Here is a 23157-nt window from a genome sequence, read left to right on the forward strand (position 1 = left end):
GCCCCTGGGGCGAGGTCAAGCGGACTGAGCGTCCCGCCGCCCGGGCGGCGGGACGGCATTCAGCGCGCCTGCGCGAGCGTGGCCATCGACTGGCGCATGAAACCGAGCAGCTCATCGCTTGCCCAGGTGCCGGCGGTGAGTTCGGGCTCGCTCATCGTGGCCTGCCGGAACTTGGCGTGGGTGGCGGGGTCCTTGCCGGCGTAGCTGCTGAACAGCGTCATCCAGCGGTGGGCCAGGGCCAGGCCGGCGGGAGAGCCCGGCGCGTGGCCAGCGTCGATGGCGTCGCGCGCGTCGGCCATGAGTTGCGGCCACTCGGCGGCGCGGTCGTCGTAGTGCGCGCGCAGATGGCGGATCTCTTCGGGCGTCAGGTACTTCTCATAGATCAGCAGCTTGCTTTCCGAGAAGGCGCGCAGCACGTAGTCGCGCATGGCCGGCGAGATGCCGACATGTTCCTGCATCGACGGTTCGCGTTCATGCATGAGGTTCAGCTTGACCAGCAGGCGCGGATCGCCGCCGGTGTCGCGGACCAGCAGCGTCATCCAGCGCGTCGCCAGCTCGCGCGGCCGTCGCGCCTCGGGCGCGACGCCGGCGTCCATCTGCGCGCGCACCTCGGCGATCAGCGCCAGCCAGTCGGCGTCCGGCGAGCCGCTCTGGCTGCTGCGGTACATGGGCAGGCGGTCGAGTTCGTCTTGCGAGAAGTACTTGTCGTACATGGTCATCAGTTCCAGAGTGTTGAGCCAATCGGCCAGCTCCGGTTCCGCGCCGCCTAGCAGCTGGCCGTGCAATTGCGCCAGTCTCGCGCGCAGTTGCGCGGCCTGCTCGATCTGCCGGTCAAGGGCGGCGATCTGCCGCGCCACGATGCCGGCCAGCGGGACGCCGGGCTGGTCCAGGAAGGCGCCGATCTCGGCCAGCGACAGTCCGAAGCGGCGCAGCGCCTGGATCTGGTGGAGCCGGGCGATGTCGTCGCGGCCGTACAGCCGGTAGCCGTTCTCGGCGCGCGCCGAGGGACTGAGCAGACCGATCGCGTGATAGTGGTGCAGCGCGCGGACCGTCAGTCCGCTGCGCTTGGCCAGTTCACCTACTTTCAGCTGCATCGTTTCCCTCCGTGAGTGGCGCAGACCGAACTCTGGAGCGTTACGTTACGTGAGGGTCAAGCGGAAAAGCAATGTCGGGTTTGGGCCACAATAGGGACTGGCGCCGCGCATGGCCGCGCGGCTTTTCCGCTTCCCGCTTTTCGGATCCCGCCATGTTCAATGACCTGTTCCTGCTCGGCAAGCTCACCGGCCTGGGCCTGGTGATCCTGCTGCCCCTGGCCAATCCCCTGACTTCCATGACCATGCTGCTGTCGCTGGGGCAGCATATTCCGTACAAGGAGCGCGCGCGGCAGATCCGCCAGGCGGCGTGCTATGTGGTGGGCATCATGCTGGTGACCTACTACGCCGGGGCCTGGATCATGAGCACCTTCGGCATCTCGATACCCGGGCTGCGCATCGCGGGCGGCTTGATCGTCATGGTGCTGGGCTTCAGCATGCTGTTCCCCAAGGCGCAGCCCGAGGACGCGCCCGAGGTCGAGCAGACGGACGCGGCGGCCCGGCGCGGCGCCGCCCCCAACATCGCCTTCGTGCCGCTGGCCATGCCGGGCACGGCGGGGCCGGGCACCATCGCCATGATCATCAGCGCGGCCTCGTCGATGAATTCCGATGAACTGGCGCATGTGCCGGCCTGGGTGCTGGCGGTGGTGCCGATCGTGGTGTTCGCGCTGCTGGGCCTGATCTTCTGGATCTGCCTGACCTCGGCCGACAAGATCGTGGCGCTGATCGGCCACGAGGGCGTGGAAGCGATCTCGCGCGTGATGGGTTTCCTGCTGGTCTGCATGGGCGTGCAGTTCGTGATCAACGGCGTGCTGGAGATCGCGCACGGGCTGCCCTGAACCGGGGCGGGCGGAGCGCATCCGGCTGCCGGGCCGGCGCGTCCGCGCGCGGTCTTACCTGGCGAACTTCTTGGCGCCGGCCACGCACAGGATCACGCCCACCGTGACGCCCAGCATGGCCACGCTGACGTGCTCGTGCAGCAGGCCCGCCGCCAGCGCCAGCCCGAAGAAGGGCTGCAGCAGCTGCAGCTGGCCGACGGCGGCGATGCCGCCCTGGGCCAGGCCCCGGTACCAGAACACGAAGCCGATGAACATGCTGAAGAGCGCCACATAGCCCAGGCTGATCCAGGCCGGCGCGCTGATGTTGGCGAAGGACGCCGGCGCCAGCGCCCAGCTCATCGCCGCCATCACCGGCAAGGACAGCACCAGCGCCCAGGAGATCACCTGCCAGCCGCCCAGCGTGCGGGACAGCCGGCCGCCTTCGGCATAGCCCAGCCCGCAGACGACGATGGACGCCAGCATCAGCAGGTCGCCCTCGACCGAGGCGCTGACGCCCTGGGTCAACGCGAAGCCGACCACGAAGAGGCTGCCCAGGATCGAGAACAGCCAGAATGCCGGGCGCGGCCGCTCGCCGCCTCGGATCACGCCGAAGATGGCGGTGGCCAGCGGCAACAGGCCGACGAAGACGATCGAGTGCGCCGAGGTCACGTGGCGCAGGGCCAGCGCCGTCAGCAACGGAAAGCCGACCACCACGCCGAGCGAGACGATGATGAGCGGGATGATGTCCTGCCTCGCCGGCCGCTTCTGCCGGAACAGGAACAGCACGGCGACGGCCAGCAGGCCGGCGATGGTGGCGCGCGCCACCGTCAGGAAGAGGGCGTCGAACTCCAGGACCGCGACCCGCGTGGAGGGCAGCGAGCCGCTGAAGATCAGCACGCCGAGAAAACCGTTGATCCATCCGCTCGCGGTCCGGTCGTCCGGCTTGTTCCGCAAGATAGCTGTCTGTTGCATGATTGCCTGCGCAAAATGGCGTTGCTGGAAAAAGGCGGCGGCAAGCCGTCAGGACGGCTGCCGCTGCCGGCAGGGGAGCCGTTCGGGGGAACGCGGACCCTGCCGAGGCAATGCTATGCTTCTGGATCAGTACAATCAAACAATTGTCATGGATACATCTGCCCATGCCACAGGCTCGCTACAAGCAGCTGGTTGACGCCTACGCCGCCGATATCCGCGAAGGCCGCCTGGCCCCGGGCACGCGCCTGCCCACCCACCGACAGCTCGCCGCCAGCCAGGGGCTGGCCCTGGTCACGGCCTCGCGTGTGTACGCGGAACTGGAATCCATGGGCCTGGTCAGCGGCGAGACCGGCCGCGGCACCTTCGTGCGCGAACCGGAATGGCCGGCCTTCCTGGGCACGGACACGCAGACTGCCGCCGCCAGCATGGCCGACTTGAGCTTCAACTACCCGTCGCTGCCGGGCCAGGCCGAGCAACTGCGCGCCGCCTTGCGCCAGCTGGCGCAGTCCGGCGACCTGGACGCGCTGCTGCGCTATCAGCCGCATGGCGGCCGGCCCCATGAACGCGCCGTCGCGGCGCGCCATCTGGCCACGCACGGACTGCGGGCGCCAGCCGAGCGCGTGCTGATCGTCTGTGGCGCCCAGCATGGGCTGGCCGTCGCCGCGACCGCCCTGCTGCGGCCGGGCGACGTGGTGGCGGTGGATGCGCTGACCTACTACGGCTTCAAGGGCGTGGCCGAGGCGCAGCGCCTGGAGCTGGCGCCGGTCCCGGTCAGCGCCGGGGGACCGGACCTGGACGCGCTGGAACGCCTGTGCCGCGCGCGCCGCGTGCGCGCCATCTATTGCATGCCGACGCTGCACAATCCGCTGGGCTGGGTGCTGGATCTGGCGGGCCGGCGGCGGCTGGTGGACATCGCGCGTCGCCACGACCTGATCGTGATCGAGGATCAGGTCTACGGCTATCTGGTGCATCCGCAGCCGGCGCCGCTGGCGGCCCTGGCGCCGGAGCGCACGGTCTATGTGTCCGGCCTGTCCAAGAGCGTGGCGGCCGGCCTGCGGGTCGGTTTCATCGCGGCGCCCGATGCCTGGCTGCCGGCCATGGAACGGGTGATCCGCAGTTCCACCTGGAACACGCCCGCCGTCATGTCCGCCATCGCCTGCATGTGGATGGAGGACGGCACGGTGGCGGCGCTGGAGCAGGCCAAGCGCGAGGACGCGCGGGTGCGCCAGGCGCTGGCGCGCCGTGTGCTGGCGGACCTGCCGGTGGTCGCGCATCCCTCGTCGTACTTCCTGTGGATCCCGCTGGCGGAAGAGGCGCGCGCCGACCAGATCGCCATGTCGCTGCAGCGCCAGCAGGTGGCGGTCACCACCGCCGAGCCGTTCGCCACCACGTCCCAGGTGCCGCACGCGATCCGGCTGGCGCTGGGCTCGGTGGACATGGCGGTGCTGGAGGACTCGCTGGAGAAGATCAGGCGAGCGGTGCCGGCGTATTGAGGAAGGGATCGGGATCGAGCAGCGCGGTTTCCAGCGCGCTTTCCATCACGGCCAGCATTCCCGTCCGCGTCTCGCGTCTCGCGGTGAAGCCCGCCATCGCCAGCCGCAGCGCCGGGCAGTAGTAGGCCGCCGTGCCCCAGTAGCCCAGGTGGAAATACACCTCGGCGCCGCCGATGCGCTTGGCGAACAGGCCCAGGCGGTAGCTGTCGGCGCCCTCGTGGGCGCCGGGCGCCAGCATCTCGGCCAGCGTGGCGGGGCGTTCGTAGACGCGGCCTTCGAACAGATCTGCGGTCCAGCGCGCCAGATCGCGCGCCGACATGACCAGTCCGCCGCCGCCATAGAGATCCATCGTGGCGCTGACGTCGGTCACGTCCCGCTTGCCCAGGAACTGGCGCGCGCGCGGCGCGGCGCCCGCCGGCGCGGGCTCTGCGATTTCCCACCAGGTCGTGGCCAGGCCCAGCCGGTCGAAGCCCAGTTCACGGCGCGCGACGGCGGCCAGCGAGTCGCCGGCGGCTCGTTCGATGATCTCGCCCAGCAGCACGTAGCCGGTGTCGGAATACTGGAACTTCGCGCCTGGCGGACCGATGGGGCGGGGGTGGGACGTGTAGCGGCGCAGCTGCTCGCCGCGCGTCCACGCGTGCGCCGGGTCGGCCAGCACGTCGCGGACATAGGCATCGTCGGCATGGTCGGACAGCCCGGCGCTGTGCTGCATGAGCTGGCGCGGCGTGATCGCGTCGCAGGCGTGGCCGGCCGATCGCAGCAGATCCACGTGCGCGGGCGAGAGCAGACCGGCGATGGGCGCGTCCAGGTCCAGCAGGCCGCGCTCCTTCAGGCGCAGCGCGATGGCGGCGGTCATGGTCTTGGTGTTGCTGGCGGTGCGGAACGGCGTGTCCACGGTCAGCGCGCGGCCGGCGGCGACGTCGGCCAGGCCGGCGGCAATGCCCCAGGGACGCGGCGCGCCGGCGCCGGCGATGCACAGGGCCGTGGGCGCGTCCAGCGCGAGGATCGCGGCGTTCAGGGCGTCGGGGTTCAAGCGTGCTCCTTGGGTCTGTGTGTTGTTCGTCATGTGCGCAAGGCCCGTGGAATTCGATGCGGACTGCGCGCCTTGCGGCCGCCATCAAGCGGGACTCAGCCGGAGGCGGCGTCGGGATGGCAGAAGCGCAGGAAGCCGTCGCCGGCGAGCTTGTGCACATACTCGTCCGGGGATCTCTCGAAACCCAGCCGATGGTAGAACTTGGCGCCGCCCGCATTGCCGTCGTCCACGGTCAGCCGGAGATGAGTGTAGCCATTGGCTTGCCCGCGCCGGGCGACCTCGCGCAGCAGCCGTTCGCCGATGCCCGCGCCGCGCCGGGCAGCGGCTACATAAAGATCCTGCACGTAGATGCCGGGCTCGCCCACCCAGGTCGAGAAGAAGGGGAAGTACAGGCACATGCCGGCGAAGCCGCCGTCGTCCTCGGCCAGCATCACTTCGAATTCCGGCCGCTCACCGAAACCGTGGCGCTCCAGGCCCGCGCGCGTGCTGCGCAGGCGCTCGGGCACGCCCAGCGACGCCGCCAGTTCCTGGAGCGCGCGCAGGATCACGTCGCAATCGGATTTGGCGGCGATGCGAAAGCGCAGGTCTGGCGGGGGCGTTGCGGGCATGGCGTCCTGGACGGCGTGGCGGCGAAGGACAGACCATAGCAGAGACGGGAAGAAGGCGGCGCGCGCCGCGCGTCCGGGGGGGACGCGGAGCGCGCGCGGTGCGGCCGGCGTCAGCGGGTCGCCACCCCGCCGCTGGCCGCGCCTTCGGCGTCATTGGCTTCGCCTTGCGCGCGGATCAGCGAATAGGCGATGTAGTACTTGTAGATATTGCTGACGTACTGGACCGTCTCACGGCCGATGCGTTGCGACGCCACGCGCTCGACGTTGTTGAACCAGACGTTGGGATCCAGCCCCAGCTTGGCGGCTTCCTTGCGCAGCTTGTTCACGCGGCCGGGACCGGCGTTATAGGCGGCGAAGGCGAACAGGCCCTTGTTCAGCTCGGTCATGGGTTCGTTGGCGTAGTAGCGGTCGATCGTCTGCCGTACATACTTGATGCCGCCGCGGATATTGTTCTGCTCGACGTGGATGCTGCCGACCTGAAGCTCCTTGCCGGTGGCGGGCATGATCTGCATCACGCCGATCGCGCCGACCGCGCTCTTGGCGTTCTGGTTCAGCCGGGATTCCTGGTATCCCTGGGCCACCATGAGCAGCCAGTCGATGTTGTACTCCTGGCCATAGCGCTGGAAATGCGTGGTCAGGCGATGGAAGCGTTCCAGGTCCTCCGGATCGGCCGCGTGCTTCACCCATTTGGTCGACATCAGGTACTTCTTGAACTGCTGCTTGCCGAAGGTGGTGTCGCCGCGATGCGCGTCCATGAAGGGATTGAGCGCGGCGGCGAGCTGCGGCGAGTCCTTGCGGAAGGCGAACGCGATGTCATTGCCGGCGTCCACGGTAAGGTCCTCGCGCACGACGATGCCGGGAAAGATCTGCTTCCAGAAATTGGCCAGATAGCGGTCGGCGACGGTGATCTTCACCAGATCCGCGTTGACCATCTCCAGGATGTCATCGGTTTCGAAGACGCCGGGCGCGTCGCGGATCACGATGGGACGCTTGCCGCGCGCCTGCAGCGCGGCGCTGAGCGTCTTGAGGCTGCTGTAATAGCTGCTGGTCGGGTTGACGAGCACTTCCCTGCCGGCCAGGTCGTCCAGCGACGCGAGCGGCGGGGCGCCCGCCGAGGTGACGATGAGCTCGCGCACGCCGGATGCCAGCGGATGGGAAAAGTCCACCTGCGCGCGGCGTTCGTCCGTGATGGTCAGGTTGGCGGCGACGAGGTCGCCCTTGCCGGCCAGCAGGTCCGGGATCAGCCGGTCGCGGGGCGTGGGCAGGAAGACCACATGGATCCGCGCGTAGTGCGCCTTGACGCCGGCGTTCAGGCGCTTCTCGAACTCCGTCATCATATCGACGATGAGGCCGCGCTGCGTGCCGCCCTTGTCCAGGAAGTAGAGCGTCTTGTTGTACGGCACCAGCACGCGGACCTGCTGCCGCTTCTTCATGCCGTCCAGGTCGCCGGTCCAGGGCTTGATGTTGTAGGCCAGGCTCAGCGGGTTCTTGCCCTGCGCTGCTGGCGCGGCTTGCGCGGAGGTGAAAAGGGCGGCAAAGCACAATGCCGCGGCCACGACGAAACGCGAACGCATGATGTCCCTCTCCCGGTGGCGCCCGCCCTGCTTGTCGCGCAGCGTCGGGCAACAGCTCTTGTTGTGGTCCGGTCCAGGCCATGAAGCTGGGGGCGGTCGCCGGATGGTGCGTCGTTATGCGTTGAAATATATCGTAATTCGAAGTCGGAAAATTGAACTCTTTGCCGCGAATGCAACGATTGTTGTTTTCGCGCCCGGAGCCGGGGAGCGCACAGGCCATGGCCGTGATCCCGGCGGCGCCCCGGGCTCGCTCCGCCGTCGGCTCAGTCCGCTTCGTCGATGCGCACGGATACCGGGAAGTGGTCGCTGTAGCCATCCACATTCACGTTGCGCGCGGCGTCGCCCTTGGGCAGGCCGAAGCGGATCGGCCCTTCGCCGACGCGATGGTCCACCATCTCCGGATAGGCTTCGATGCGCGCGCTTTCCACCCGCGCGCGCAGCGCGCCGGATCCGGCCAGCAGACCTCGCGCGACCAGGATCTGGTCGAACACATTGCCGTCGCCGCTGAAATACAGCGTGCCGTCCAGATCGCGCGCCTTGCCACGATGATCGACCGCGGCCTGCGTCAGGTAGCGCCAGCTCAGGTTGTAGAACCGGGCGCTCTGCGCGCGCGCCACGTCGCCCTGCTCGCGCGTGGCGCCGGCATGGATCGTGAGCGAGGCGTCGAACGGATCGTCGTTGAAATCGCCCATGGCCAGGACGGCCGCGTCGGGCCCTTTCACCTCGCGGATGCGCTCGTGCCAGTAGCCCAGCGTTTCGCCCGCCGTGGCGCGAAAGCCCGCCGAGTACTGCGGCCCGCGTCCGGCCGGCGCCGAGCGCGACGGCCAGTGGTTGGCCAGCGCGATCAGTTCGTTGCCGGCGGCGGTGACGAAGGTGCATTGCGTGATGTCGCGCGTGCCGGTGCGGCGCATGACCCAGTGCGAGAACAGTTCCTTGCGCCTGGGCTTGAGCCGCTTGCCGTCCGTGATGAAGGCGGTGTCGATGCCGCGTTGCTCGCGTTCGGCGTCCACGTGAATGATGTCGTAGGCGCGCTCCGGCAGCAGCGCGTTGAGCCGCTCGGCCAGGGCCTGCAGGGCATGACGGTTCTCGACCTCGCAGACGCCGAGCAGGTCGGGGCCCTGGCCGTCGCCCATTCGCGCGATGATGGACGCCAGCTGCGCCACCTTGCGCTCGAACAGCTCCGGGGTCCAGCCTCGCAGGTCGTTGCGCAGCCTGTCGGCCAGCCAGGGTTCGCGCTCGGGGTAGCCCTCGGGCGCGAACAGGTTTTCCAGGTTCCAGAACGCCACCAGATAGTCCATCGGATCGTCCTCCATGCCGCGCGTCGGGCGACGCGGCCTCGCCTTGTCACGCGGGGATTGTTCAGGCCGCAGGTTGCAGCTTCATGAGCGGAAATATTGCGCGCGAGGGGAGGGCGTAACTCTTCTAGATGTCTGATTTCGTTCACTTTTTGACGAGGGTTTTCACCGAGTCATTCGTGCGCGATTGGACCTAGTATTGCGCCCGTTGCGCCGGCCCGCAGCCGCGATCCGCCGGCGTCCGTATGTCAGCTTCAGGAAGGAAAAGCATGCGCAGCAGTCCGACGCGTCCCGGTCAGGACGTTCCCTTTTGCCTGCCGCCCCAGGAACGGGTCGAAGCAGCCAGCTTCGAGATTCCGCCGGGCGCCTGCGATACGCACGCGCACGTCGTGGCGGCCGACGCGCAGGCCTATCCGATGGTGGCCGGGCGCAGCTACACGCCGCATCCCGCGACCGAGCAGTCCTATCTGTCCATGCTGGACGCGCAGGGCATGGCGCGCGGCGTGCTGGTGCAGATCAGCGTCTACGGCACCGACAACCGCTACATGCTGGAAGTGCTGCGCCGCCATCCGGACCGGCTGCGCGGTATCGGCGTGGTGGCGCCCACGGTGACGGACGCCGAACTGGAGGCCATGCACGCCGCCGGCGTGCGCGGTCTGCGCATCAACGTGCTGTTTGGCGGCGGCATCGGTTTCGACGCGATGGAGACCCTGGCGCGGCGCATCGCCGGCCTGGGCTGGCACATGCAGTTCCTGATGGATGCGCGCCAGCTGCCCGAGCTGATGCCGCGCATGCGCAAGCTGCCGGTGCCGGGCGTGATCGATCACATGGGCCACATGCCGGTGGCGCAGCGCACGGACAGCGCGGGCTTTCAGGCCATGCGCCATCTGCTGCGCGAACACGGCTGGTGGGCCAAGCTGTCCGGCGCCTATCGCATCAGCGAGCGCCACGACAGCCATGACGACGTCACGCCCTGGGCGCGGGCGCTGATCGAGGCCGCGCCCGAGCGGCTGGTGTGGGGCAGCGACTGGCCACATGTGCACATCACGCGCATGGTCGACACCGGCCGGCTGCGCAACCAGCTGGCGGACTGGGCGCCGGATCCGGAGGTGCGCAAGCGCATCCTGGTGGACAACCCGCAGCGGCTGTACGGCTTCCCGGCAGTCTGAGCGCCCTGGCCGCGCGGGCGCCAGACAAGCCCGCATCGCTTATTCATCCGCGCCGCGGCGGCATTCGCGCGCGCATCTTCCCCTTGCAACATCAAAGAGGCATACGCATGCAATGGTACAAAGAGCTCAGCGTCACCGAGCGTCGCACGTTCGTCGGCGCCTTCGGCGGCTGGGCCGTCGACGCGCTCGACTTCATGGTCTTCACTTTCGTGATCTCCACGCTCATCAATTTGTGGGGAATCGACAAGGGGCAGGCCGGCATGCTGGGCACCGTCACGCTGTTGTTCTCGGCGCTGGGCGGCTGGCTCGCGGGCATCCTGGCCGACCGCTACGGCCGCGTGCGCGTGCTGCAATACACCATCCTGTGGTTCTCGGTCTGCACGGTGGCCATCGGCTTCGCGCAGAACTTCGAACAGCTGTTCGTGCTGCGCGCGCTGCAAGGCCTGGGCTTCGGCGGCGAGTGGGCCGTCGGCTCGGTGCTGATGGGCGAGATCGTCCGCGCCCAGCATCGCGGCAAGGCCGTGGGCACGGTGCAGAGCGGCTGGGCGGTGGGCTGGGGCGCGGCGGCGATCCTGTACACGCTGGCCTTCTCGCTGCTGCCGCCTGAGTGGGCCTGGCGCAGCCTGTTCTGGATCGGCGTGCTGCCGGCCTTCCTGGTGCTGTACATCCGCAAGCACGTGCCCGAGCCCGAGGTGTTCCAGCGCAACCTCGCCAGGCAGAAGGACGCGGCGCAGCGCACGTCCTTCTGGGCGATCTTCTCGCCGGCGCTGCTCAAGACCACGGTGGTGACCTCCTTGCTGTGCACGGCGGTGCAGGGCGGCTACTACGCGATCACGACCTGGCTGCCGACCTTCCTGAAGACCGAGCGCAACCTGTCCGTGCTGAACACGGGCGGCTATCTGCTGGTCATCATCCTGGGCTCGTTCTGCGGCTATATCGTCGGCGCCTATCTGGCCGACCGCCTGGGCCGGCGCGCCAACCTGCTGATCTTCTCGGTGCTGTCGGCCGCCAGCGTCTACCTGTACACGCAGGTGCCGCTGAGCAATGAACAGATGCTGGTGCTGGGCTTTCCGCTGGGCTTCGCCGCCTCGGGCATCTTCAGCGGCATCGGCGCCTACCTGACCGAGCTGTTCCCGTCCTCGGTGCGCGCCACGGGGCAGGGCTTCGCCTACAACTTCGGGCGCGGCATCGGTGCGCTGTTCCCGAGTCTGGTGGGCTTCCTGAGCCAGACGCATGGGTTGGCCTGGGCCATCGGCGCCTTCGCCACCGGGGCCTATGTGATGGTGATCCTGACCGCGCTGCTGCTGCCCGAGACCAAGGGACGCGAGCTGTCCTGAGCGCGACGCGGACGTGGGTCCGGCGCGCGCCGGCCCCGTCCGTGATCAGCCGAACACCGGCCGGAAGAAGCTGCGCTCGTAGCTCAGGATGCAGCGTGTGTCTTCGGCATACTTGAACGCCGCCGCGCATGCCGGATCGTCCTTGGACTGATTCCGGTACGTTTCATAGGCGGCCAGGCTGGGGAAGGTGAACAGCGCCAGCGCGATGTTGTTGGCGCCTTCGGAGGGCAGGAAGTAGCCGTGGTGGCGGCCGCCGAATTTCTCGACCAGCGGGATCCAGAGTTTCCCGTAATGTTCGAATTCGGCCAGCTTGGACGGGTCGATGACGTAGCGGAGATAGCAGGTGACCATGGAATGCGCCATGCCTTGTGCGGGTGGAGGGAATGCGCAGCCTATGCAGGCTGGCGGCGCGCGTCAACCGCGAGCCGCCAGCCTGGCCACGCTGTCTTCAGGCGTCGGCTTCGCGCGCCGCGCCGGTCAGCCAGTCCTTCAGCGCCGCCAGGGCCGGCGCCGCGCCGGGCGGCACGGTCTTGGGCTCGATCAGGCCATACTCCGAGCCGTCGGGCGTGAAGCCCAGCGGCGCGGCCAACCGGCCGCTGCGCAGGTCGTCCAGCGCCAGGATGCGCGGACAGAGCGCCACGCCCAGGCCGGCGGCGGCGGCTTCGACGATCAGGAAATGGTGGTCCAGGTAGCGCGTGGCGCGCGGCGCGGCGCGGCCGGGCTGCCGGCCCAGCCAGTCGTCCCAGGCCGCCGGGCGCGTGCGCGAGGCCAGCGCCACATAGTCGCCGGCCTCGAAGCCGGGCAGCAGGGCTGGCGTCATGACCGGTCCCATGCTTTCGCGCATCAGCGGCGTGACGCGCCAGTCGGGATTCACGGGGAAGTCCAGCCGGCGCAGCGCCAGTGACACTTGGTCGCGCGAGAAATCCAGCGGCCCGCCGCCGACCGACAGGTGCAGCTCGATCTCCGGATGGCTGTCCTGGAAGGCGGATAGCCGAGGAATCAGCCAGCGCATCGCCACCGAGCGTTCGCAGGACAGCACCACCGGACGCTTGGCGTCGCGATCGCGCAGCGAGTCGATGGTGTCGTTGATGAGGGCCAGCGCCCGGCCCATGGCCGAGGCCAGGGCCTGGCCTTCGGCCGTCAGGCGCAGGCCGCGGCCGGCCGGCTCGAACAGCTCCAGGCCCAGGTCGTCGCTCAGCTTGGCCACGCGCCGGCTGACCGCGCCGTGGGTGAGCGCCAGCGCGTCGGCGGCCGCGCGCATGGAGCCCAGCCGGGCGACGGCCTCGAAGGCGCGCATGTCGTTCAGGGAAGGGCGTCGGGTCGTTTTCATTGGTGAGTTTCCATCACCACAAAAAGTCAGAAAGTATGGATTTTTCCGCCTGGTGATCTGCATTTTAATCACCAATATGAATACGCAGAAAGACCCCGCGAAACAGGTCGGCATCATCGCCGACGACCTGACCAGCGCCGCAGACGGCGCCGGCCCTTTCATGGAATGGGCCGGCGTGGCGCATATCAGCCGGGGCGGCCTGACGCGTTCCGACGCGCCGGTGCTGTCGGTCGACACCGGCAGCCGCGCGCTCGGCGAGGCCGAGGCCGGCCAGGTCGTGGGGCGCGCCGCGCGGGCGCTGGCCGATTGCGGCACCTTGTACAAGACCATGGACTCGACGCTGCGCGGCCATGTGCGCGAAGAATTGTCGGCCGCGTTCCGCGCCAGCCGCCGCCAGCTGCTGGTGGTGGCGCCGGCCTTTCCCGACGCGGGCAGGCTGACGCTGGGCGGCAACCAGTACGTGCACGGCAAGCTGGTGGCCGCCAGTTCCTATGGCCAGGACCCCGTGCATCCGGCGCGCACCTCGCGCATCCTGGATCTGGTCGATCCGGCCCTGGGACCGGCCATCGTGGTGCCCGAGGATGCGAGCGTGGCCGAACTGCGCGCCGCCGCCAACAAGGCGCGCGTGCTGGTGCTGGACGCCAGCAGCCAGCAGGTGTTGAACGACCGCGTGGCGCAACTGTCCCTGCACGCCTGTCTGTGGGCCGGGTCGCCCGGCATGGCGCAGGCGCTCGCCTTCCAGCTCGGCGCGCGCGCCGCCGCGCCGCAGGCGTCGCGCCGCGCGTCGCGCGTGCTGGTCGTGGTGGGCAGCGCCAATCGCGTCAGTCATGAACAATGCGCCGCGCTGCAGGCCGCCGGCGCGCAGCGCATCCAGGACGCCGACGAGATCCGCGCCGACGCTTGCGTCGTGTTCCTGCAGGCGCCCGCGCAACCCGACGGCGATTCGGCCAGGGTGCTGGCCGGGCTGGTCAGGCAGGCCCGCCGCGCGCTCATGGCGCACAGCTTCGACGCCCTGATCGCCACCGGCGGCGATACCATGGCCGCCCTGCTCGACGCGCAGGGCATACATGCCTTCACGCTGCTGTCCGAACTGGAACCCGGCTTTCCGCTGGGCGTCACCGGCCTGGCCGGCCGCGACCGCTCGCTGCTGCTCGCGATGAAGGCGGGCGGCTTCGGCGGCCCCGACACACTGCGCGCCGCCGCCTGGCGCCTGCTCGGTCAATAACCGTCCCTTTTCTCCTGGAGCCCTCAATGTCCGCTTCCGCTCTGCCCATGGCCGTGACCATGGGCGACCCTTCCGGCATCGGCCCGGAGATCGTCGCCAAGACCCTGTTGCAGCCCGACTACGCGCGGCGCTGCGTGGTGGTGGGCGATGCCGCCGTGATGGCGCGCGCGCTCGATTCGCTGGGCGCCGCCGATCGCCTGCGCGTGGTGAGCGACGTGGGCGAGGCCGTGTCCGCCGCGGCCTTCGAGCCGGACGCCATCCGCCTGCTGCCGTCGTCCGAGATGGCGGCGCCGCCGCCGCTGGGGCGGGTCGATCCGGCCAGCGGTAAGGCCGCCTATCAGGCCATCTGCCACGCCATCGACCTGGCCCGCGACGGGCGCGTGGCCGGCATGGTGACCGCGCCCATCCACAAGGAGGCGCTGTCCGCCGCCGGCGTGCCGTATCCCGGGCACACCGAGATCCTGGCGGATCGCGGCGGCGCCGGCCGCGTGGCCATGATGCTGGCCAATGACGTCATCGCCACCGTGCTCGTGACCATCCACTGTTCGCTGCGCCAGGCCATCGAGCGCGCCGATTTCGACGCGCAGATGTCGGCCATCCGGCTGGCGCACCAGGGCGGGCGCGCGCTGGGCGTGGCCGCGCCGCGCGTGGCGGTGGCGGGCCTGAATCCGCACGCCGGCGAAGGCGGGCTGTTCGGCGACGAGGAAGCCCGCATCATCCTGCCGGCCATCGAGGCCGCGCGGCGCGAGGGCATCGACGCCAGCGGCCCCTGGCCCGGCGATACGGTCTTCATGCAGGCGCGCCAGGGCCGCTTCGACGTGGTGGTGGCGCAGTACCACGACCAGGGCCTGATTCCGGTCAAGTACCTGGGCCTGGACCAGGGCGTCAACATCACGCTGGGCCTGCCCTTCGTGCGCACCAGTCCCGACCACGGCACGGCGTTCGACATCGCCGGGCAGGGCAAGGCCGACCCGGCCAGCCTGCAGACCGCCATCGACTACGCCTTCCGCCTCGCCGCCCATTCCAAGGACCAGACGCCATGAGCCATCCCGATTTCATCTTCATGCTGACGCGCAACGACCGCACCGTCGCGGGAGCCGCCGAGTATCTGGAAACCGCGCTGGAGGCCGGTGTGCGCCACATTGGCTTCAAGGACATCGGCCAGCCGGTGGAAGAGCTGGCGCGGCTGAACCAGCGCATCAAGGCGGCGGGCGCGTCCAGCTATCTGGAAGTGGTGTCTCAGGACCTGGACAGCGAATTGACGTCGGTGCGGGTGGCGCTGGATCTGGGCGTGGATTACCTGCTGGGCGGCACGCACGTGGACGAGGTGCTGCCGCTGCTGGCCGGCTCGCGCATCCGCTACTACCCGTTTCCGGGCGAGGTCTACGGCCATCCCAGCATCCTGGGCGGCACGCTGGAGGAGATCGTCGCCAGCGCCCGCCGCATCGGCGCGCTGCCGGGCGTGCACGGGCTCGACCTGCTGGCCTATCGCGCCAGCGTCGACGTGCCGATGCTGATGGCCGAGGTCTGTCGGCAGGCCGACGTGCCCGTGATCATGGCCGGCTCCATCGACACCACGGCCCGCATCCAGATCGTGCGCGACGCGGGCGCGGCGGGTTTCACGGTGGGCACGGCGGCGCTGGACGAGCGTTTCCCGGCTCCCAGGCCCGGGCTGCTCGCGCAGCTGAAGACCATTCTGGCGGCGGCGTCCTGAGCCGCGCCCTGTCCACGCGAGGGGCGTTGCCTCCCGGGCGGGCGCAAGCGCATTCATAAGCTGTTCCGTTGCACAGGTAGTACCCATATCAACAAGTCGTAGCCGGGCGGCAAGCCCGAGAACGATGGGCCGGCGACCATCCGCAAGGAGTTCGCAATGAGGAACCGCATATTCCCCTGTGGCGGCTGGATCGCGACGTTGCGCGCCGCGATCCTGGGAGGGGCCGTCCTGGCCGTGGCCGCGCCTGGCGCGGCGGCCGCCGATTTTCCCGAGCGCCCGCTCAAGATCGTCGTGCCCTATGCCCCGGGCGGCTCGACCGACGTGGTGGCCCGCATGCTGGGCGAGAAGCTGGCCGCGAAGTTCGGGCAGCCGGTGCTGGTCGAGAACCGGCCCGGCGCCAGCGAGCAGATCGCGTCGGCCTACGTGGCCAAGTCCACCGCCGACGGCTACACCATCATGCTGGCGACCATGGCCGGCCTGGCCGTCAATCCCTGGCTGTACCAGCTGCCCTATGACGTGCTGCATGATTTCGCGCCCATCGTGACCGCGGTCAAGATGCCGAGCTTCATCGTGGTCAATCCCCAGACGCCGGTCAAGAGCGTGCCGCAGCTGACCGACTATCTCAGGAACAACCGCGTGAGCTACGCGACCGCAGGCACCGGCACGCCCAGCCACCTGGCCATGGAGATGTACAAGAAGTACGCCAAGGTCGACGCGGAAAGCGTGCAGTACAAGGGCGGCGCGCCGGCCCTGCAGGACGTGATGGCCGGTCATGTGCCGGTGATGGTGGCGCTGGCGCCCGAGGCGCTGCCCTACATCAAGGGGGGCAAGCTCAGGGCCCTGGCCGTGACCAGCGCCGCGCGGTCTCCCTTCCTTCCCGACGTGCCCGCGGTCACCGAATACCCCGACCTCAAGGGCTTCGAGATCGATCAATGGCTGGGCTTCGTGGCGCCGGCGGGCACGCCCGGCGCCGTCGTCAACACGCTCAACCAGGCCATCAATGAAGCGCTGGCGGATCCGCAGGTGCGGTCCAGGCTGGCCGAGCTGTCCATCCTGCCGCAGGGCGGTTCGGTCGCGCACTTCACGCAGCTGATGCGCAACGAGAACGTGAAATGGAAGCAGGTCATCAAGGATGCCGGCATCAAGCTCCAGTGAGGCCGGCGGCGTCCGACGGGACGCCGCGCCGCCTTGCCTATCCGCAGTCCATCCCTTATCCCGCGAGAATCATCATGCTCTTGACCTCCAGCCCCTGGCTGCACGAACGTAGCTGGACTTCGGTCCAGGAATATCTCAAGCACGACGACCTGATCCTGGTCCCGATCGGCGCCACCGAGCAGCACGGCCGCCACACGCCGCTCATGGTCGACACCGGCTGGGCGATCGCCGTGGCCGAGGGCGCGGCCCTGGCCACCGGCACGCTGGTCGCGCCGCCGCAGCACGTGGGCTGGTCGCCGCATCACCTGGCCTATTGCGGCGCGCTGACCTTCCGGCCCGAGACGCTGATCAGCGTGATGGTGGATATCGGCGAATCGCTGATCCACCACGGCTTCAGGAAGATCGTGTTCGTCAACGGCAACCGCATCGCCAACCTGCCGCCGATGGAGATCGCTGCCGCCAAGCTGCGCTTTTCCACCGGCGCCTATGTGTCCGTGGTCGACGCCGGCCTGATCGCGCGCCGGGAAGTCGGCGAGATCTGCCAGGCCGGGGAAAACGGCCATGGCGGCGACAGCGAGACCTCGTTCATGCTGCACTGGCGGCCGGACCTGGTGGACATGTCGCAGGCCGCTCCGGGCAAGCCGCATCAGACGGGCGGATCGTTCCCGACCAATCCCATGCCCTATCAGCCGCCGTTCGACCAGAACGTGATCTCGGTGCGCATCACCGCCGAGGAAATGCTGCGGGGGCATGAATCGGGCATCAGCGGCGACGCCACCGTGGCCGACGCGGACAAGGGCCGGCGCGTGCTGGAGGCCATCGTGCGCAACACCGCCCGGCACATCGAGGAGGCCAGGCGCCTGAAGCCCGAGGTCAGGCGCCCGCCGATTCCGATCTGACCGCCGCCGGCGCCACCGAGGCGCCCTGGATGCCGTGGCGCGCGAGCGCGTCGGCGACGAAGCCGCCGGCCTTCATGCGCTCGACGAAATCAGCCAGGTGGCGCTGGGCCTCGGCCGGATAGCCCTTGGGGCAGCCCATGGCCTGGCGGATCACCATGAAGCGGCCCGGCAGCAGGCGCAGCCCGGCATGGCGGGCCGCGTCGGCCTCGAGCTGCTGGCGCACGCCGGCGGCCACGTCCAGCTTTTGTTCCAGGAAGGTGTCGACCACGGCGGGCGAGGTCGGCGCGCGCACGATTTCGGCCGCCTTCAGCTCGCGCGTCAGGTACAGGTCATAGGCGCTGCCCTTGCCCACGGCCACGCGCAGGCCGGCGCGGTCCACTTCTTCGTTGGCGCGCAGCGGCGAGTCCTGCCGCACCAGATAGGCGCCCTCGATCAGCACATAGGGCTCGGTGAAGGCGATGCCCGCGCCGCGCACGGGATCGACGGCGAAAAAGCCGATGTCCGCCTGCGCCTGCGTCACGATGTCGACCGACTTGCCGGCGGCATCCACCACAACCAGCTCCAGTTCGACGCCGAGTTCGCCGGCATAGGCCCGCGCCAGGTCGACCGAGACGCCGGCGGGCTGGCCGCTGGCCGCGTCCAGGCGGGCGAGGATGGGGTTGCCGAGATTGATCGCGGCACGCAGTTTTCCGGTGGGGCAGAAGGCCTGGGCGATGGATGGGTTCATGGCGGGCGCGCGGGTCGATGCCCGCGGATCAGGGGCGCGCGTTCGGATGCCCGGCGTCGGGCGAACGCAGGAGGGGGGTGATCAGGGCGATGTTGCGCAGCGTGCTCGACAGGTGCTCGCGCATGGCGTCCGAGGCTTCCTGGTTGCGTTCGCGTTCCAGCAGGTCGAGGATGCGCAGGTGCTGCTCGCAGTGTTCGCGGTAGCGCTTGCGGTCGCGCATCGAGCGGTACGAAAGCAGCCGGCGCACGCGGTTCACGCGGCGGATGGCGTCGATGAAGAAGGCGTTGCCCGACGCTTCGACCAGCGATTCGTGAAAGCGCACGCCGCGATCGTGCAGCTGGTCCGCGCTGTCGGTCTCGATGCCGCCGTCCAGCAGGTGCATTTCGGCCTGGCGGCAGCGCGCCAGCACGGCGGGGTCGAGCCGGTAGCCGGGTTCCAGCAGCGCCGCCGGCTCCAGCGCCAGCCGCAGCCGGTAGGATTGCAGCAGCGCATCGGGCGTACGCATCATGGCCGAGAATTCCCAGCCGTAGCCGGGCCGCCGCTCGATCCAGCCTTCGGCGCCGATGCGGTCCAGCACGGCGTTCAGCTGGCTGGCCGTCAGGCCGTAGCGCTGGCGCAGCAGCGATTCGGTGACGGCCTCCGGCAGCGCGCCGCCCAGCAGGTCGTCGGCGATTCGGAAGTAGGCCTCGCGCGCCGGATCCGGCGTGTTGTCCAATGACAGCGACCGCGCGTCCGGCGCATCCCGTGCCACGAAATAGCCGCGGTTCGGCATGCGCGCCACCAGGCCCTTGTCGGCCAGCTGGCGCAGCGCCTCGTTGACCGGCGAGCGCGACACGCGCAGCCGGTCGGCCAGCATCTGCGCGGGCAGGTGCGAACCGGGCGGCATGGCCTCGGCCTGGATCAGGCCCACGATCTGCGCGGCGATGGAGCTCTGCGATTTCATGCGCTCCACTGTAACCCGGTTTCATGCGGCGTCCGGACGCTCCGGGGCCGTGTCCAGCGCCTGCCGCAGGATGCGCGGCATCACGCCGCCTGCGGCCAGCAGCGTGGTCTCCAGCTGCGTTTCCACGGCCGCGATCGCCTCGAAGGCGAGCTGTCCGCCATCGGCGCGCAGCACGCGCACCGGCACCTTGGCGCGCGGCCGCAGCGCGCTGGCCGGCGCGTCGATGTCGATGCGGTCGCCGGGCGCGAGCTGGAGACGGCTTGGGCCCCACTGCGGCGGCAGGCGCAGTGGCAGAATGCCCATGCCGATCAGGTTGCTGCGGTGGATGCGCTCGAAGCTCAGCGCCAGCACGGCGCGGATGCCCAGCAGGCGCTGGCCCTTGGCGGCCCAGTCGCGCGACGATCCGGTGCCGTAGCGCTCGCCCGCGACGAGCACCACCGGCAGCCCGGCGTCGCGGTAGCGCGCGGCGGCCTCCCATAGCGGCAGCGTCTGGCCCGAGGGCGCGTGCAGCGTGTGCGCCACCGGCGCCACGGGCGCGTACAGATTGACCAGGCTGCGGCTGTGGAAGGCGGCGCGCAGCATCACTTCCCAGTTGCCGCGACGCGACGCGAACACATTCAGGTCGCGCCGGTCTTCGCCGCGCGCCGCCAGGAAATCGGCCACCAGGCTGTCGGGCGGAATGGCGCTGGCTGGCGAGATGTGGTCGGTGGTGACGTCGTCGCCCAGCACCAGCAGCGGATGGGCCGTGTAATGGCCGAGCAGGCTGCCGGCGTCCAGCGCCGCGAAGGGCGGACGGCGCAGGATGGTGGAGTCCGGCCGCCAGGGAAAGCGCGTGCCCGAGGGCGCCGCCAGCGCATGCCAGTCGGGGTTGGCCTGCGCCGCCTGGAAGTCGCGCGCGAAATCGGCGGCGTCCAGGCCGGCGTCCAGACAGGCCTGGATTTCCGCGTCCCTGGGCCAGATGTCGCGCAGCAGGACCGGCGCGCCGTCGGCGTCGACGCCCAGCGGCTCGGCGTCCAGGTTGCGCTCGGCGTCGCCGGCCAGCGCATAGGCGATCACCAGTGGCGGCGACACCAGGAACCCCAGCTCCAGATCCGGATGCACGCGGCCGGGGAAGTTCCGGTTGCCCGACAGGATGGCCACGGGTCGGACCTGGCCAGCCTGCGCGGCCCGGGCCACGCGTTCGGGCAGCGGACCGGAATTGCCGATGCAGGTGGTGCAGCCGTAGCCCACGATGTCGAAGCCGATGGCGGACAGATCGTCCATCAGCCCGGCGCGGCGCAGGTAGCTGGCGGCGGCGGGCGAGCCCGGCCCCAGCGAGGTCTTGACCCAGGGCGCGGCGGCCAGTCCGCGTGCGCGCGCCTTGCGCGCCAGCAGGCCGGCCGCGATCAGCAGCGCCGGGTCCGAGGTATTGGTGCAGCTGGTGATCGCGGCAATGGCCACGGGATAGGCGGGCAGGCCGTCCGCCGGGCCGGGGGCGCGCGGGCCGCTCGCGGCCAGCGCGGCGGGCACGCCCGCCAGCGGCAGCAGGTCTTGCGGTCGGCGCGGGCCCGCCGCGTGGCTGGCGATGCCGTCCAGCGCGATGGTGATGGTGCGCGTGTAGCGCGGGCGGGCCTGCGGATCGAACCAGAGGCCGTTGCGCCGCAGGTAGGCGCGCGCCAGGTCCAGTGCGTCCGCGCGTCTGCCGGTCTGGCGCAGATAGTCCAGCGTGCGCTCGTCGGGCGGGAAGTAGCCGGTGGTGGCGCCGTATTCCGGCGCCATGTTGGCGACCACGGCCCGGCTGCCGGCGGACAGCGTGGCGACGCCGGGGCCGAAGAATTCCACGAACTCGCCGGACACGCCGATCTGGCGCAGCCGCTGCGTGACCGTCAGCGCCAGGTCGGTGGCCAGTGCGCCGGGAGGCAGGGCGCCGGTCAGTTCCACCCCGATCACGTCGGGAATGCGCAGCATGGTGGGCATGCCGAACATGACCGTCTGCGCTTCCAGTCCGCCCACGCCCCAGCCCAGCACGCCGATGCCGTTGATCATGGGCGTGTGGCTGTCGGTGCCGATCATCATGTCGGGCGCGGCCCAGCGTTCGCCGCCCAGGTCCAGCTCGCGCACCAGCACGGCCAGTTGTTCCAGGTTCAACGTATGCATGATGCCGGTGCCGGGCGGATGGATGCGCACGCCGCGCAGCGCGCCGGCGGCCCAGCGCAGGAAGCGGTAGCGCTCGCCGTTGCGGCGGATCTCGTGGCCGATGTTGACGCGGGCCGCGTCCGGGCGGGCATGGACCTCCACCGCCAGCGAGTGGTCGACCGACACGTCCACCGGCAGCGTGGGGTTGAGCAGGGCCGGGTCGGCGCCGGCCTCGGCCAGCGCGTCGCGCATGGCGGCGATATCCACTAGCGCCGGCGTGCTGGTGGTGTCGTGCATCAGCACGCGGCCGGGCTGGAAGGCGATTTCCGCTTCGCTGGCGCCGTCGCGCAACCAGTCGAACAGCGCCGCCACCGTGGCCGCGCGCTCCGCGCCGCGCTGGTGGCGCACGACGTTTTCCAGCAGCAGCCGCAGCACCACGGGCAGGCGCGGATAGTCCGCGCCGAGCGCGGGCAGGTCGACGATGCGGTAGTCCCGCGCGCCCACGCGCAGCGTGGCGGGCGTGAAATCGGGGAAAGTATCCATGCGGGCATTATTGCATTTTAAGATTTAAAAATGCAATATAGAAAGAGAGGACTGGCCGGACCGCGCAGCGCGGGCGGACCTGTCCCAGCCCGAACCCAATGCCGGCACAGGAGACTGCCATGCGATTTGCCCGACGGCTGCTTGCCGCCCTGACCCCGCTCGCGGCGGGGGCCTTCATCCCTGCCACGCCCGCCGCCGCGCAGGACTATCCCAGCCGTCCGGTCACGCTGATCGTGCCCTTTTCGGCCGGCGGCGGCGTCGACGCCATCGCGCGCCTGCTGGCGGAAAAGCTGCGCGACACGCTCAAGCAGAACATCGTGGTGGAGAACAAGCCCGGCGCCAGCGGCATGCTGGGCGCGCAATACGTGGCCAAGGCCGCGCCCGACGGCTACACGCTGCTGCTGGGCTCGGCCGGCGAGACGGCGATCAATCCCTACGTCTACAAGGGCCGCATGCTGTACTCGCCCGAGAAGGACCTGGCGCCGGTGACGCTGGTGACGCGCGTGCCCAACGTGCTGGTGGCGGGGCCGTCCCTGCAGGCGTCCAGCGTGGCCGAGCTGGTCGAGCGCGCGCGCGCCAAGCCCGGCGCGCTGACCTACGCCACCAGCGGCGTGGGCAATCCGCAGCACCTGAACGGCGAGCTGCTGCAGTCGCTGGCCGGCATCACCATGGTCCATGTGCCGTACAAGGGCGCGTCCGGCCAGCTGGCCGACGTGGCCAGCGGCAATGTCGACATGACCTTCGTCAGCTACGCGGGCGCCGCGCCCTTCATCCAGGGCGGACGCGTGAAGGCGCTGGCGGTGACGTCGGCCACGCGCGCCAGCTTCGCCAGGGACATCCCCGCCATCGCCGAGACCCCGGGCCTGTCGGCCTACGCGCTGGAAAACTGGTTCGGCCTGTACGCGCCCGCGCGCACGCCGCCGGCGGTGGTGCAGCGGGTGTACGAGGCGGTGCGCGACGCGCTGGCCGATCCGGCGTTGGCGCAGCGCCTGCGCGAGCAGGGCGGCGAGCCGGCGCCGCTGCCGCCCGCCGAGTTCGCCGCCTTCATCGCCAGCGAAAGCAAGCAGTACGCCGCCATCGTCGAGCGCGCCGACATCACGGCGGACAAGTGAGGAA

General features: G+C 69.9%; 21 protein-coding genes. 10 read left to right on the forward strand and 11 right to left on the reverse strand.

The annotated features are described in order from the left end of the window. Nucleotides 1–59 precede the first annotated feature (59 nt). Complete coding sequence (locus ACEU5R_RS18390) at nucleotides 60–1094, reverse strand: MerR family transcriptional regulator (protein ID WP_392411160.1); 1035 nt, start codon at nucleotides 1092–1094, stop codon at nucleotides 60–62. A 152-nt stretch (nucleotides 1095–1246) separates the two neighbouring features. Between ACEU5R_RS18390 and ACEU5R_RS18395 the strand changes: the two genes are divergently transcribed. Beyond that, nucleotides 1247–1930, forward strand: a complete 684-nt coding sequence (locus ACEU5R_RS18395; RefSeq protein ID WP_392411161.1) for a MarC family NAAT transporter — start codon at nucleotides 1247–1249, stop codon at nucleotides 1928–1930. 54 nt (nucleotides 1931–1984) lie between these two features. On the opposite strand, the gene ACEU5R_RS18400 is transcribed toward ACEU5R_RS18395, so the two are convergent. After that, a complete protein-coding gene (locus ACEU5R_RS18400) occupies nucleotides 1985–2881 on the reverse strand; it encodes a DMT family transporter (protein ID WP_103276084.1) in 897 nt (298 codons plus the stop codon). A gap of 164 nt (nucleotides 2882–3045) precedes the next feature. Here ACEU5R_RS18400 and ACEU5R_RS18405 point away from each other — a divergent pair, with 164 nt between their 5' ends. Next, nucleotides 3046–4374: a PLP-dependent aminotransferase family protein gene (locus ACEU5R_RS18405; RefSeq protein ID WP_103276083.1), complete on the forward strand. Its 1329-nt coding sequence runs from the start codon at nucleotides 3046–3048 to the stop codon at nucleotides 4372–4374. Here the strand turns inward: ACEU5R_RS18405 and ACEU5R_RS18410 are convergent. From ACEU5R_RS18410 to ACEU5R_RS18425, 4 genes are all read right to left on the reverse strand, one after another. Beyond that, nucleotides 4349–5407, reverse strand: a complete 1059-nt coding sequence (locus ACEU5R_RS18410; protein ID WP_392411164.1) for a serine hydrolase domain-containing protein — start codon at nucleotides 5405–5407, stop codon at nucleotides 4349–4351. The two genes, ACEU5R_RS18405 and ACEU5R_RS18410, sit on opposite strands and share 26 nt — an antisense overlap. Nucleotides 5408–5502: 95 nt before the next feature. Beyond that, nucleotides 5503–6015 carry a GNAT family N-acetyltransferase gene (locus ACEU5R_RS18415; RefSeq protein ID WP_392411165.1) on the reverse strand — a complete coding sequence of 171 codons (513 nt, stop codon included), beginning with the start codon at nucleotides 6013–6015 and terminating at the stop codon, nucleotides 5503–5505. A 110-nt stretch (nucleotides 6016–6125) separates the two neighbouring features. Continuing rightward, nucleotides 6126–7589, reverse strand: a complete 1464-nt coding sequence (locus tag ACEU5R_RS18420; protein ID WP_103276082.1) for a transporter substrate-binding domain-containing protein — start codon at nucleotides 7587–7589, stop codon at nucleotides 6126–6128. 263 nt (nucleotides 7590–7852) lie between these two features. Beyond that, a complete protein-coding gene (locus ACEU5R_RS18425) occupies nucleotides 7853–8902 on the reverse strand; it encodes an endonuclease (RefSeq protein WP_233772555.1) in 1050 nt (349 codons plus the stop codon). A 251-nt stretch (nucleotides 8903–9153) separates the two neighbouring features. On the opposite strand from ACEU5R_RS18425, the gene ACEU5R_RS18430 reads away from it, so the two are divergent. Then, nucleotides 9154–10053 (forward strand): amidohydrolase family protein, encoded by a 900-nt coding sequence (locus ACEU5R_RS18430; protein WP_392411166.1) that lies wholly within the window; start codon nucleotides 9154–9156, stop codon nucleotides 10051–10053. A gap of 107 nt (nucleotides 10054–10160) precedes the next feature. Beyond that, on the forward strand, nucleotides 10161–11390 hold the full coding sequence (locus ACEU5R_RS18435; protein WP_103276080.1) for an MFS transporter: 1230 nt from the start codon (nucleotides 10161–10163) through the stop codon (nucleotides 11388–11390). A gap of 45 nt (nucleotides 11391–11435) precedes the next feature. Here the strand turns inward: ACEU5R_RS18435 and ACEU5R_RS18440 are convergent, their stop codons facing one another. Further along, on the reverse strand, nucleotides 11436–11741 hold the full coding sequence (locus tag ACEU5R_RS18440) for an NIPSNAP family protein (RefSeq protein ID WP_103276647.1): 306 nt from the start codon (nucleotides 11739–11741) through the stop codon (nucleotides 11436–11438). A gap of 97 nt (nucleotides 11742–11838) precedes the next feature. Further along, the gene (locus ACEU5R_RS18445) at nucleotides 11839–12720 is read right to left on the reverse strand and encodes a LysR substrate-binding domain-containing protein (RefSeq protein WP_392411167.1); all 882 of its coding nucleotides are present in this window, start codon (nucleotides 12718–12720) and stop codon (nucleotides 11839–11841) included. A gap of 76 nt (nucleotides 12721–12796) precedes the next feature. Between ACEU5R_RS18445 and ACEU5R_RS18450 the strand changes: the two genes are divergently transcribed. The 5 genes from ACEU5R_RS18450 to ACEU5R_RS18470 all read left to right on the forward strand — a co-directional run bounded on the left by ACEU5R_RS18450 (nucleotide 12797) and on the right by ACEU5R_RS18470 (nucleotide 17713). Beyond that, nucleotides 12797–13945 (forward strand): four-carbon acid sugar kinase family protein, encoded by a 1149-nt coding sequence (locus tag ACEU5R_RS18450; protein ID WP_392411168.1) that lies wholly within the window; start codon nucleotides 12797–12799, stop codon nucleotides 13943–13945. A gap of 26 nt (nucleotides 13946–13971) precedes the next feature. After that, nucleotides 13972–14988 carry a 4-hydroxythreonine-4-phosphate dehydrogenase PdxA gene (gene pdxA, locus ACEU5R_RS18455; protein ID WP_392411170.1) on the forward strand — a complete coding sequence of 339 codons (1017 nt, stop codon included), beginning with the start codon at nucleotides 13972–13974 and terminating at the stop codon, nucleotides 14986–14988. Further along, a complete protein-coding gene (locus ACEU5R_RS18460; RefSeq protein ID WP_103276076.1) occupies nucleotides 14985–15659 on the forward strand; it encodes a 4-hydroxythreonine-4-phosphate dehydrogenase in 675 nt (224 codons plus the stop codon). Before pdxA ends, ACEU5R_RS18460 begins: the two co-directional genes overlap by 4 nt. A 156-nt stretch (nucleotides 15660–15815) precedes the next feature. Beyond that, complete coding sequence (locus ACEU5R_RS18465) at nucleotides 15816–16814, forward strand: Bug family tripartite tricarboxylate transporter substrate binding protein (protein ID WP_392411171.1); 999 nt, start codon at nucleotides 15816–15818, stop codon at nucleotides 16812–16814. Between the two features lie 74 nt (nucleotides 16815–16888). Next, entirely contained in the window at nucleotides 16889–17713 is an 825-nt protein-coding gene (locus tag ACEU5R_RS18470) for a creatininase family protein (RefSeq protein WP_392411173.1), read from the forward strand. On the opposite strand, the gene ACEU5R_RS18475 is transcribed toward ACEU5R_RS18470, so the two are convergent. Genes ACEU5R_RS18475 through acnA form a run of 3 tightly spaced genes read right to left on the reverse strand, consistent with a single transcriptional unit; the run spans nucleotide 17688 to nucleotide 22041 of the window. After that, nucleotides 17688–18440 carry an ABC transporter substrate-binding protein gene (locus ACEU5R_RS18475; protein WP_392411174.1) on the reverse strand — a complete coding sequence of 251 codons (753 nt, stop codon included), beginning with the start codon at nucleotides 18438–18440 and terminating at the stop codon, nucleotides 17688–17690. The two genes, ACEU5R_RS18470 and ACEU5R_RS18475, sit on opposite strands and share 26 nt — an antisense overlap. A gap of 28 nt (nucleotides 18441–18468) precedes the next feature. After that, nucleotides 18469–19383, reverse strand: a complete 915-nt coding sequence (locus ACEU5R_RS18480; protein WP_103276072.1) for a GntR family transcriptional regulator — start codon at nucleotides 19381–19383, stop codon at nucleotides 18469–18471. A 21-nt stretch (nucleotides 19384–19404) separates the two neighbouring features. Continuing rightward, on the reverse strand, nucleotides 19405–22041 hold the full coding sequence (acnA, locus tag ACEU5R_RS18485) for an aconitate hydratase AcnA (RefSeq protein ID WP_392411175.1): 2637 nt from the start codon (nucleotides 22039–22041) through the stop codon (nucleotides 19405–19407). Nucleotides 22042–22160: 119 nt separating this feature from the next. On the opposite strand from acnA, the gene ACEU5R_RS18490 reads away from it, so the two are divergent. Further along, nucleotides 22161–23153, forward strand: a complete 993-nt coding sequence (locus ACEU5R_RS18490) for a Bug family tripartite tricarboxylate transporter substrate binding protein (RefSeq protein WP_392411176.1) — start codon at nucleotides 22161–22163, stop codon at nucleotides 23151–23153. Nucleotides 23154–23157: the final 4 nt, after the last annotated feature.

Source organism: Achromobacter sp. 413638 (assembly GCF_043119405.1).
Lineage (GTDB): Bacteria > Pseudomonadota > Gammaproteobacteria > Burkholderiales > Burkholderiaceae_B > Achromobacter.